Below are 11873 nucleotides of genomic sequence, written 5' to 3'. Positions count from 1 at the left end.
ACCCGGCCCGGCCTACCCGGCCCGGCCTACCCGGCCCGGCCTACCCGGCCTACCCGGCCCGGCCTGCCCGGCCTGCCCGGCCCGGCTTGCCTGACCCGCCCGGCCCGCTCGGCCCGCCCGGCTTGCCTGGCCTACCTCGGCCCCACACCCAACTGCCCCTAGCTCGCCGGTAACCCCGGCCCGGCCTGCCCGGCCCGGCTTGCCTGACCCGCCCGGCCCGCCCGGCCCGCCCGGCTTGCCTGGCCTACCTCGGCCCTGCGCCCAACTGCCCCTAGCTCGCCCGTTACCCCGGCCCGGCCTGCTCCGGCGTACTTCGGTCCCGCGTGCTCCGGTCCCGCCCGGCTTGCCCGGCTTGTTCCGGCCCGCCCTACCTCGGCCCCGCCCACTGCCCCTATGTCGCCCGTTACCCCGGCTTGCCCGGCCTGCTCCGGCCCGGCCCGGCACGGCACGGCCCGGCCCGGCGTGGTCCGGGCGGCGTGGTCTGGGGTGGTGTTGTCCGGGACGGTGGGGTTTGGGGGTGGGGGGTTTGTTGGGGGTGGGGTTTGGGTGGGGTGGGTGGTGGGTTGGGGTGGGTGGTGGGTTGGGGTGGGGGGAGGGGTGGGTAGGTGGGGGGGAGTTTCATGATCGTTTTGGGGTGGGGGACGGGATGGGAAGACGATGGGGTGGGGGGCGTCGCCGGATGGTGGCGGGGCTTGTCGCGATGGGGGTGGTGTGTGCGCTCGCGCCGCCCGTGGCGGCGGCGGTGCCGCCGCCGACGGCGACGACCGCCGTGGTGAGCGTCAAGGTCGGCGCGGACAGGGTCGGGGAGGGGACCACCGACTTCAGCGGGCTCGCGGGGGTGAGGCTCGGGCTGTTCTTCGACCAGGCCGGGAACGAGCCGGTCGGGGAGGACTGGTCGGAGTGCGTGTCCGACGTGGACGGCGACTGCAACTTCGTCATCCCGGGCGGCCTGCCGAACCCCGTCTACATCCGGCAGCTCGAGGTGCCCGCCGGGTGGTACGGCAATCCCGTGCTCGGCACGGAGAACGGGGTGAAGGACTACACCTTCCAGACGCCGCCGACGGTCACCGTCGGGAACGTCTACCGGTCCGGCGTCGACTTCATGCAGCAGGAGAACGACGCGGACCCCGAGGCGAACTCCACGGGCTTCTGGCAGCAGTCGCGCGACAACGTGCCGCTGCGCGAGCGCTGCGGCCTTGACGTGGCAATCGTCACCGACCTGTCCGGCTCGATCGGCCCCGTGCTTCCCGAGGTGAAGGAGGCGATGCGCCGGTTCACCGACGAGCTCGTGGGCACCCAGTCGCGGATGGCGGTGTTCAGTTTCGCGACGAACTCGCCCGCATCGGGCGGCGCGAACTTCCCCGAGCTGATCCCGGTGTCCACCCAGGCGGGCGCTGACGCGTTCAAGGCGCAGTTCGCGGACTGGACGGCGAGCGGCACCACCAACTGGGACCAGGGGATCTGGCGCGCGGCGTCCGCGCAGGAGCGGTACGACCTGATCCTCGTGGTCACCGACGGCGACCCGACGACCTGGGACGACCTTGACGGCGGCGTCGTCACCTTCGACGGGCTCGAAGCCGGGATCTTCTCCGCGAACGCCGCGAAGGCCGCGGGGACCCGTGTCATGGCGATGGGTCTTCAGCTTCCCGAGGAGGGCGGCCCGCCCAACCTGCGGGCGATCTCCGGCCCGACCGCCTATGACGGGACCAACGCCGCGCAGGCCGACTACTTCCTCGCCGACGACGTCCAGGAGATGGGCGCGGCGATGAACGCGCTGGCGCGGGCGAACTGCGCGGGCTCGGTCTCGGTCGTCAAGATGATCGCCCCGCCCGACACCACGGGCGAGGACGTCACCGGCGCGACGCCCGCGGGCCCGGGATGGACCTTCGACGCCGAGGCCGTCACGACGGGCGCGACGGTCACGCCGCCGTCCGCCACCACCGTTGACGACGGCACCGGCGCGGTGTCCTTCGCCGTCGAGGCCGACGGCGCGGCCGACGTGCGGATCACCGAGCAGCCGCAGCAGGACTTCTCGCTGGTCACCCAGGGCGGGCAGAACGCCGTGTGCCGGGACCCCGCTGGGGAGACCGTGCCGGTCACCAACTCCGGCGAGACAGGTTTCACGGTCAATGTCGCCGAGGACGGCGAGGTGCTGTGCACGGTCTACAACCGCCCGGCCGGCACCAAGTCGATCCTTGTCGACAAGGACTGGAACATCGGCGGCGTCACCTACCCCGACGGGCAGCAGCCCGACGGCTACGACGCCCGCCTCACGCTGACCGGTCCCGGCACGCTCCCGGCGTCCGGCCAGCCGTTCGGCGTGGCGCGCGCCGGTTACGAGGTCGGCGACCAGGTCGTCATAGACGAGGAGGTCGACGTGCCGTCGTCCTGCCGGGTCGTCTCCCGGCGGATCACCGGGCCCGCCACGGACGCCGAGCTGCCCTTCACCGCGACGGTCGCCGAGGGCGCGAACGCGTTCCGGATCGTCAACACGGTCGACTGCCCGCCGCAGCCGAGGCTGAGTCTGGACAAGCGCGCCGACCGCACGCATGTCCGCGCGGGCCAGACCGTCACCTACACGATCACCGCGACCAACACGGGCGACGCGGACTTCACCGAGCAGGACCCCGCGTCGTTCACCGACGATCTGTCGCGGGTGCTGCGCGCCGCGACCTACAACGGGGACGCCACGGCGACCTCCGGCACCGTCACCTTCACCCGCCCCGCCCTTTCCTGGAGCGGACCACTTGCCTCCGGCGCGTCGGTGACGGTCCGCTACTCGGTCACGATCGAGCGGGCCAAGCGTGCCGTCAAGGCGTGCAACACCGCGACGGCCGCCGACGGCGACCGGGCTCGGGCGTGCGTCAGCATCCAGCCGAGCGGCAAGGGCAGGCCGCACCACGACGACTCATGGTTCCCGATCCCATGGCCGAGCCCCTGGGACGCCCCGTGGAAGCTGCCCTTCCACGGCACCGCCTAACGAGCCGCGCCGGGCCGGGGACCTGACCCTCCCCGCCCGGCGCGAACCCGAGACGACGGCGGCCGATCGGCGCGCGACTCCGCGCCGATCGGCCGCCGCGGGGTCGTGGGTCAGGGGCGGAGGGCGGTGAGGGCGAAGCGTTCTATTTCTTGGAGGTGGCCGCCGGTGGAGACGATGACGGTGAGGACGCGGTTGTTGGCGGGGGTGAAGGGGACCTTGGCGGTCCAGGGGGAGTTCTGGCCGCCCGCCATGACGCAGCAGTGGGAGCCGACGGGCTTGGCCGCGCCGAGCTGCCGGACCGTGACGCGCAGGCTCTCATCGACCCCGGTGATGATCCCTCCGACGGTCATGGGCGACGTCGCCTTGGCCGCGTAAGACGGCGACCGTACCTGGAGCGTCGTGTCCTCGCTGCCGACGACCTCCCAGGGCGCGTCGTCGCCTTCACCGGCCCGCATCAGATGCAGGACGGCCGCCGTAGCGGTGTTCGTCCCCTCGGTCCGGTAGCCGACGCCGATATACGCGTCACGGTCGGAGACCTTACGGCTGGTGACCCTGTCGATCTCGGTGAACCCGAGGTACTCGCGCGTGAACCTCAGCGCGGTCTGCCCGGCGTCGAGGTGCCACGAGGCGGTCCCGGACGCCTGGAAGGACCGCTGCCACGTCCGCACCTGCCCCGCCTCGGCGAACGGCCAGATCGGCTGGAACGACCCGGGCAGCATCCCCCCGGGCGCGGGCGCCCCGGGCGCGGGCGCGGCCGCCGTCCCCGTAGGCGACGGGCTCCCCGGCTCCGGCGTCTGGGTGGCCGGAGCCGACGCCGTCGGCACGGGGTCGGGCTTCGGCGGATCATCACCCCCGCACCCGCTGAGCGCCCCCGCCAAGACCACCGCGACCATCACCACGCGCCTCATGCCGTCTCCTCCACAGTCCCCTCCAGAATGCGCCGAATATCCCAGAAGTAAGAGGCCCGGTCGCGGTAATTCGTTTGGGCCGGGCAGGGGTGCTCCGTTATCGTGGCGCGGCCCGTCACCGGGCAAGGGGGCCGGGTCGTCCGGCGGAGATCGCTGGAGATTCGGGGGTGCGACGTGGGCGCTGAAGGCATGCTCATTCGCGGGGCGCTGCGCAGACGGGCGCGGCCCGCGCTGGTGGGCAGCGTGGCGACCATCGTGCATCAGACGTGCGAGGCGCTGGTGCCCGTGGCGATCGGCCTCGCCATCGACACAGCGGTGGCGGGCGGGGAGCCCGTGCGGTTGGTGTGGGCGGTCGCGGGGGTGCTCGTGCTGTTCTGCTTCCTCGCGACGGGCGGGGCGGTCGGCTACTGGATGGTCGACGCAGCCTCCCTGCGGGAGGCGCACCATCTGCGGGTGGAGACCGTGCGACGGGTCCTCGGCGACACGCGCGGCGACCGGAGCAGACGCGCGGGCGACGTGCTCGCCGCCGCCACCTCGGACGCGACCGCGACCGGCGAGGTGGTCAGGATCGTCTCCTGGATCGTCGCGGCGGGGGCCGGGCTCGTGGTCTCGGCCGTCGTGCTGCTGCGCATCGACCTGACGCTCGGCCTCGGCATCCTCCTGGTCATCCCGGTGCTGGTGCTCGGCCTCGACAGGCTCGCGCCCTGGCTGGAGAGCCGGGTGCACGGCCGTCAGGAGGCGGGCGGTAAGGCGGCGGCGGTGGCGGCCGAGTTCGTCGGGTCGGGGCTGCTGGCGACGGGTGTGGTGCTGGTCGGCGCGGCGGGGATCGCCGTGGCGTTCACCGCGTCGGGCCGGATCACGCTGGGCGAGCTCGTCGTGGTCGTGGCGATGGCGTCGTTCCTCGCCGACCCGGTGCGCGGGATCTCCGAGGCGATCAAGCAGCTCGCGGTGTCGCGGGCCAGCGCCCGTCGGCTTGCGGCACTCCATGACGAGTTCGACGCGCCCCCCGCCCACCCGGCCGAGGCCCCGCAAGGAAGCCTGACCCTGCGCGGCGTGTCGACGGGCCCGATCCGCGGTCTCGACCTCGCCGTCGAGCCCGGCGCGCTGATCGGCGTCGCGGCCGCCACCCCGGAGGCCGCCGCCGCGTTCGTCGGCCTCCTCGACGGCTCCCGCACCCCGGAGTCGGGCACGGTCACCTGGGGCGCGACCCCGCTGACCGAGATCGCCCCCGACACCCGCCGCCTCGCCCTGCACGTCGAGCCGCACGCCGTCCACCTGCTCGGCGGCACCCTCAGCGAGTCCCTGGACACCACGTCACCGGCGTCCGAGGCGGCCAAGGCCAAGGCGCTGACGACGGCGGGCGCGGCCGACGTGCTGCGCTCGGCGGGGCTCGACGCCCCGCTCCAGGATCACGGGACGAACCTGTCCGGCGGCCAGCGCCAGCGGGTGGCGCTGGCGCGGGCGCTGCTCGCCGCGCCGCGGGTGCTGGTCCTGCACGATCCGCTCACCGCCGTGGACGCGGTCACCGAGGACCTCGTGGCCGAGGCGCTCCGCGCGTCGCACTCGGGGGAGGGCAGGGCGACGGTCGTGGTGACGTCCTCGCCGCCGCTGCTCAGCCGCTGCGACCGCGTCGTCTTCCTCGACGCCGACGGCGACACCCACACCGGCCGTCACGCCGACCTCCTCCACCGCCCGGACTACGCGAAGGCGGTCATCCGATGACGCTCCCGGCACCCCGCGCCCATCACACGAAAGCCGACATCCTCCCCATCGCCTCCCCGGGCACGACATGGCGTGCGCTGCTGCGCGCGGCCGCCGCGCACCGGGGCCAGGCATGGGCCGCGCTCGTCTGCACCCTGCTGTCCAGCGCGGGCGTCGTGGCGAGCCCGTTGCTGCTCGGCCTGCTCGTGGACCGCACCGACGCGGACGTCTCGGTCATCGCCGGGTTGCTCACCGCGCTCGCCCTCGCCGTCCTCCTCACCGCGGTCTTCACCGCGCTCGCCCAGCGCGCGGTCGAACGGCTCGGCGCGCAGGTCGCCGCCGACCTGCGCGAGGACACCCTCGCCCGCGCCCTGCGGATGGACTCCGCGGTCCTGGAACGCGCCGGAAGCGGCGACGTCGCCTCGCGCGTCACCGACGACGTCGAGAAGTTCGTGGAGTCGGTGCCGCTCGGCGCGGCGGTGTTCACCGCCGTGGTGACCGTCGGCGTGGCGTTCCTGGGGTTCCTGTCGCTCGACTGGCGGCTCGCTCTGGCGTTCACCGTCGTCTTCCCGATCCACGCGCTCGCCCTCAGGTGGTACCTGGCCAAGTCCGGGCCGCTGTACGCGCGGGAGCGGCGGTCGTCGGCCGAGCGGTCCCGGGTGCTGCTCGGCTCGCTGCACGGGCTCGGCACGGTCCGCGCCTACCGGATGCACGCGCTGCAGACCGAGCGGGTGCGCGCGGCGTCCCAGCGTTCGGTGGACGACGCGCTCAGGTCGCTCGGCCTGTTCTCCAGGTTCGGCATGGCCATGAACGGGGCCGAGGCGGTCGGGTTGAGCACGCTGCTGGCGACCGGCTTCTTCCTGGTGCGGGCCGACGCCGTCAGCGTCGGCGCGGTGACCGCGGCCGCGCTGCTGTTCCACCGGCTGTTCTCACCGCTCGGCATCCTGCTGCTCTCCTTTGACGACGTCCAGCGCGCGGGCGCGGCCCTGGCCCGGGTGGTGGGCGTGGCGCTGGTCCCGCCCGCCAAGGCGGCGGTCGCGCGCGGCCCCGAGGGCCAGGTCACCCTGTCGTGCGCGGGGCTCGGCCACTCCTACGACGGCCACACCCCCGTCGTGCGCGACGTCGACCTGCGCGTCCCCGCGGGCACGTCGCTCGCGGTCGTCGGCGCGAGCGGCGCGGGCAAGACGACCCTCGCCGGCCTGCTCGGCGGCGCGTTCCCCGCGACGCGCGGCACGGTCACCCTCGCCGACGCCCTGGGCGGCGTCGCCGTCCCCGACCTCGCCCCCGACGTCCTGCGCGACTGGGTCGGCATCGTCTCCCAGGAGACCCACGTCTTCACCGGCACGCTCCGCGAGGACGTCGCCTTCGCCGCCCCCGACCGCACCGACGCGCAGATCCTGCGCGCCCTCACCGACGTCGGCGCGGCGGGCTGGATCGCCGCCCTCCCCGACGGCCTCGACACCCGCGTGGGCGAGGGCGAGCACCCGCTCACCGCCGCCCAGGTGCAGCAGCTCGCGCTGGCCCGCCTCCTCCTGCGCGACCCGCCCGTGGTCGTCCTTGACGAGGCGACGGCCGAGGCGGGCAGCGCGGGCGCGCGCGACCTCGAACGCGCCGCCGCCGCCCTGGTCGCGGGCCGCACGGCGGTCGTCGTCGCGCACCGCCTCACCCAGGCCCGCGACTGCGACGCCATCGTGGTCATGGACGACGGCGCGATCGTGGAGTCGGGCACGCACACCGACCTGCTGGCCAGGGGAGGCCGGTACGCCGCGCTGTGGTCGGCGTGGTCCGGCGCCCCCGAGCCCACCGGGGCCTGATCAGCCGGCGATCCTCCGCAGCTCGGCGAGCGTGGTCCGCCCACCGGGGTCGGCGTCCACGCTGGCCGGGACGACGGCGATCTCGTCGACGCCCGCCGCCGCGTACGCGGCGAGCTGCGCCCGGATCTCGGCGTCCCCGCCGAGCAGCCCGACTGACGCGACGAGCTCGCGCGGCACCGCCGCGAGCAGCTCCTTGGGATGCGGACGGGTCCTGGCGAACGCGACGAGCTCCGCGAAGCCCGCCTCGATGAACATCTCCCCATAACCCGGCGCGGCGAGGTACCCGACGACCCCGCGCCGAATCTGGTCGACGGCCTCCGGCACATCCCCGTAAGCCGCCGAAACCCACGCCGTCACACGCGGCGCGGGCACGCCCGCCTCTTCGGCGGCCTCCCGCATCCGCGCGACGAGCTCACCCGCGGAGGCCGGAGTGAGCAGGTTCAACACCATCCGGTCCGCGTGCAGCGCCGCGGTCTTCACGGCCGAGGGCCCGAACGCCGCGACGGCGAGCGAGGTCTTGGGCGCGTCAAGCCGCAGGTGATACCCCCGCGTCGTGACCGCCTCGCCGCGAAAGTCGGTCTTGTCCCCCGCAAGCAGCGACCGCAGCGCGACCACCGACTCCCGCAGCACGGTCGCCGACCGCTCCCGCGACCTCCCGTGCCAGTGCCCCACGACCAGCGGGCTCGACGTCCCCACCGCGACGTCGAGCCCCCGCCCGGTCAGATCCGCGACTGACGCGACGCCCCGCGCGATCAGCATGGGGTCGCGCACCGCGACGGCCAGCGGCCCGACGGTCAGCGCGAGCCCGGTCTCCTGGCCGATCCGGGTGGCGAGCGCGAACGCGTCGTAGGTGGCCATCTCGCCGACCCACAGCCGCTCGTAGCCGAGCGCGTCGGCGTGCCGCGCGGTGGTGAGGGCCTCGCCCGGCGGCCTGTCCTGCCAGAAGCCGAGGGACACCGCGAGGGAAGGCAGCGCGCTCATTCAGTTCCTCCGTCGAAGTCGGTCGCGGCCGTCCGGCCGAACCCCGCGAGCAGCGTCGCACGGTCGTAGTACTCGAGCCACTCGGTGACGAGCCCGTCGGCGTCGTAGGAGAGCACGCCGACGACGGGCACCTCGGTCTTGCCGTGCCCGTTGACGAACACGTCGCGCCGCTCGAGGAACACCCGCCCGTCGATGACCCCGAGCGCCCTGATCTCCAGTTCGAGCGAGACGAGCCCCTCGGACAGCAGCCCGAGCCGTTCCGCGATCGCCTCGCGACCGCGCAACGGCTCCTGCATGACGCTGTGCAGCACCCCGTCCGGCGCGAACAGCCGCACGATCTCATCCCAGTCCTGGGCGTTCCACGCCGCGACCATGGCCCGCGCGGCGGCGATCTTCCGTTCGTCGCTCACGCGCCCTCCCCGGCGACGAGCTCGGCCCGCAGGTCGCGCTTGAGGATCTTGCCGACCGGGTTGCGCGGCAGCTCGGCGCGCAGCTCAAGCCGCTCAGGCAGCTTGTACGACGCGATCCGGCAGGACCGCAGGAACTCCACGAAGTCCCCCAACTCGGGCTCCGCCCCCGGCCGTGGCACGACCACCACGCACACCTTCTCGCCGAGCACCGCGTCGGGGTACCCGACCACCGCGACCTCCGCGACGGCGGGGTGCCCGGCGAGCAGCCCTTCGAGCTCGGCGGGCGCGATGTTCATGCCGCCCCTGATCACCAGGTCCTTGGCGCGGTCGACGTACCTGAGGAACCTGCCGTCCTCCCCGGCGATGACGAACACGTCGCCGGTCTTGAGGTAGCCGTCGGCGTCGAACGGCGAGGCGAGGGCCTCCCCGCCGAGGTAGCCGGGGAACACCATCGGGCCCTTGATCCGCAGCTCACCGGGCACGCCCGGCTCGGTGACGAGCTCGCCGGTGTCGGGGTCGACGAGCCTGATCGAGACCTGCTCGGCGATCCGCGACGACCACGTCACGCCCGGCGCGCCGAACCTCGGGAAGTACAGCGCGCGCTCTTCGGGGTCGGGCACGTCGTGCGGGTCGGTGAGCAGCGCGATGCCCTCGTTGGAGCCGAAGAAGTTGATGATGCCGATGCCGTGCCGCTCCTGCCAGCCGCGCACCATCGGCGGCGCGAGCGGCGCGGAGCCCGACCCGATGAGCCGCAGCGACGAAAGGTCGGTCGCGGCGAGCAGCTCCTCGCGGGCGAGCAGCATGGTGAGCAGCGCCGGGGGCGCGACGGTGTAGGTGGCCTTCTCCTGCTCGATCTGGCGCAGGAACGTCGGCAGGTCGAACGGGTGGTGCTGGACGAGCACGCCGCCGACCCGCAGCCACGGCAGGAACATGCCGTTGATGCCCGCCATGTTCACCATCGGGAACGGGTTCAGCAGCACGTCGTCGCCGGTGAGCCGGGGCGCGTCGACCGTCGCCCAGCTCATCGCGAGCCAGTCGAGGTGGGTGCGCGGCACGCCCTTCGGGGTGCTCTCGGTGCCGGACGTCCAGCAGATGGTGACGCAGTCGTTCGGGTCGGCCGGGTGCGCGGCGGTGTGCGCGGCGACGCGCTCGGCCGCCCCCTCGGCGTACACGACGGGCACGACGCCGTCGGGCAGCCCGTCGCCGAACGCGATGACGGTGCGCAGCGCCGGGAGGTCGCCGCGCAGCGCGGTGATCTCCTCGGCCGGACGCCGCTCGCCGACCCGCGCGGCGGTGAGGAACGCGGTGAACCCGGCGAGCGCGCCGAGCCCGGTGATCTCCCGCTCCCGGTACTGCACGGGCAGCGGCGAGACGACCGCGCCGATCCGCCAGCAGGCGAGGTAGGCGACGACGAGCTCGACGGTGTTCGGCAGCTGCAGGCCGACGATGTCGCCCGCGCCGATCCCGTGCGACAGCAGCAGGTCGGCGAGGCCGTCGGTCTCGGCGTCGATCTCCCGCCAGGTGAGGCGGCGCGGGCTCTCGCCGGTCAGCGCCGCCTTGTTGGCCGGGTCGACGAGCGCGACCCGGTCGGGCTCCGCCGCGACGCGCGCGCGGAACAGCGCGTCCATCGTCTCGTCGCTCCACCAGCCGCGCGCGGTGTAGTCGGCGACGCGCTCGGCCGGGTGCAGGCCGCGGTGCATGGGTGCTCCTTGAATGTCGGGGTGTGTCGGACATGGCGCGTAAATGGGGGAAGGGGGCACGGTCCGCGCCGACCGTGCCCCTGCTCGTGGGTCAGGCGCGCACGCCTACTGACCGTCGATGCTGATCACGTCGCCGGAGGGCTCGAAGACCTTCTTGGCGGCGTTCCAGGTGAACGGGCGGAACGCGCCGATGCCCAGGGACGTCTCGGGCGTCATCTTCCAGTCGATGCCGTCGATGAACATCGGGGGCGAGTAGGTCTGGGTCCTGGCGACCTTGATGATGCCGAGGCGGCTCAGTCCGTCCTCGGAGGCGGCGGCCTTGGTGAACGCGTCGACCATGAGGTCGCCGATGGCCCAGCCGTTGACCGTGTAGTTGTTGAGCGCGTTCTTGACGCCGTGGGTCTTGGCGTCGGCGAGGTACTGCTTGACGCCCGCGTCGTCGGCGTAGATGGGGTTGGCGGGGTCCTTCAGCCAGACCATGATCTGCTGGCCGTCGGCGGCCGCGCCGGCGGGCTCGTACAGGCTCTTGCCGTCGACGCAGTTGGCGGGCTGGATGAACGTCTCGGGCTGCCACCCCGACCGTCCGACGGCGAGGCTGAGCGCCAGGCAGTCGGTGGTGACGCCGGCGTCGACGAGGACGGGCGCGCCGGTCTCCTTCAGGGTGGTGACCGCGGCGTTCGGGTCGGTCAGCGGGGCCTCGGCCGCGATCGTGATGTTGGTGCCCTCGATCGCCTTCTTGAAGCCGTTGGCATAGCTCTGCCCGGATTCGGTCTGGTTCGCGGCGAGCGCGACCTTCACCCCGTCCGGGTACTTCTTCTTGAGCTGCTCCACCACGACGGACATCTCGACCTCGCTGGACGGCAGGTACTCCGTCGTCCACGGGAAGTTCGCGGCGTCGCGGTACTCGGGCACGGCCGCCTGGGCGAACAGCAGCGGCACGCACGCCTCGTTCTGGTCGTCGGCGGCGGCGTTCAGCTGCCCTGACCCGAACACCTCGAGGACGTCGACGCCGTCCTTCTGGATCAGCTCGTTGACGTTGGCCTTGGCGCGCTCGGGGTTGAACGCGTCGTCCTTGGACACGACCTCGAGCTTGACGCCGCCGATCCCGCCCGCGGCGTTGGCGACGGCGAAGCGCGCGGTCATGCCGTCGATGACGGCCCCCGCGGCGACGGCGAGCGGGCCGGACAGCGGCGCGCTCCACCCGACCTTCAGGGTGCCCTCGATCTTTGCGGTGGCGGCGGCCGGGTCGAGGCAGTCGTCGGCGGTCACCACGCCGCCCGCCGACGTCGTGGTCTCCTCGTCGGCTCCGGTGCCGCAGCCCGCGAGCAGCAGCGCGGCCGCGACGCCCGCGGCGGCGAGTCGCATCGTTGTCATCGTCG

8 protein-coding genes are annotated in these 11873 nt (G+C 73.6%); 3 read left to right on the top strand and 5 right to left on the bottom strand.

Going from position 1 to position 11873, the window contains the following annotated elements:
* The first annotated feature begins 679 nt into the window (after window positions 1-679).
* Window positions 680-2980: a hypothetical protein gene (locus R9X44_RS15440; RefSeq protein WP_319814834.1), complete on the top strand. Its 2301-nt coding sequence runs from the start codon at window positions 680-682 to the stop codon at window positions 2978-2980.
* A 110-nt stretch (window positions 2981-3090) separates the two neighbouring features.
* Here R9X44_RS15440 and R9X44_RS15435 read toward each other — a convergent pair whose 3' ends face one another.
* Window positions 3091-3888 (bottom strand): hypothetical protein, encoded by a 798-nt coding sequence (locus tag R9X44_RS15435; protein WP_319814833.1) that lies wholly within the window; start codon window positions 3886-3888, stop codon window positions 3091-3093.
* 189 nt (window positions 3889-4077) lie between these two features.
* Here R9X44_RS15435 and R9X44_RS15430 point away from each other — a divergent pair, with 189 nt between their 5' ends.
* Window positions 4078-5610, top strand: coding sequence for an ABC transporter ATP-binding protein (locus tag R9X44_RS15430; RefSeq protein WP_319814832.1), 1533 nt, complete (start codon window positions 4078-4080; stop codon window positions 5608-5610).
* Entirely contained in the window at window positions 5607-7403 is a 1797-nt protein-coding gene (locus R9X44_RS15425; RefSeq protein WP_319814831.1) for an ABC transporter ATP-binding protein, read from the top strand. Before R9X44_RS15430 ends, R9X44_RS15425 begins: the two co-directional genes overlap by 4 nt.
* On the opposite strand, the gene R9X44_RS15420 is transcribed toward R9X44_RS15425, so the two are convergent.
* From R9X44_RS15420 to R9X44_RS15405, 4 genes are all read right to left on the bottom strand, one after another.
* Window positions 7404-8384 carry an LLM class F420-dependent oxidoreductase gene (locus R9X44_RS15420; RefSeq protein ID WP_319814830.1) on the bottom strand — a complete coding sequence of 327 codons (981 nt, stop codon included), beginning with the start codon at window positions 8382-8384 and terminating at the stop codon, window positions 7404-7406.
* Window positions 8381-8794, bottom strand: a complete 414-nt coding sequence (locus tag R9X44_RS15415; RefSeq protein ID WP_319814829.1) for a nuclear transport factor 2 family protein — start codon at window positions 8792-8794, stop codon at window positions 8381-8383. Before R9X44_RS15415 ends, R9X44_RS15420 begins: the two co-directional genes overlap by 4 nt.
* Window positions 8791-10494 carry a class I adenylate-forming enzyme family protein gene (locus R9X44_RS15410; RefSeq protein WP_319814828.1) on the bottom strand — a complete coding sequence of 568 codons (1704 nt, stop codon included), beginning with the start codon at window positions 10492-10494 and terminating at the stop codon, window positions 8791-8793. Before R9X44_RS15410 ends, R9X44_RS15415 begins: the two co-directional genes overlap by 4 nt.
* Window positions 10495-10599: 105 nt before the next feature.
* A complete protein-coding gene (locus R9X44_RS15405; RefSeq protein ID WP_319814827.1) occupies window positions 10600-11868 on the bottom strand; it encodes an ABC transporter substrate-binding protein in 1269 nt (422 codons plus the stop codon).
* Between the last annotated feature and the right edge of the window lie 5 nt (window positions 11869-11873).

This window comes from Actinocorallia sp. A-T 12471 (assembly GCF_033875155.1).
In the GTDB taxonomy this organism is placed as follows: domain Bacteria; phylum Actinomycetota; class Actinomycetes; order Streptosporangiales; family Streptosporangiaceae; genus Actinocorallia.
This window is presented reverse-complemented; position numbering and strand designations above follow the sequence as displayed.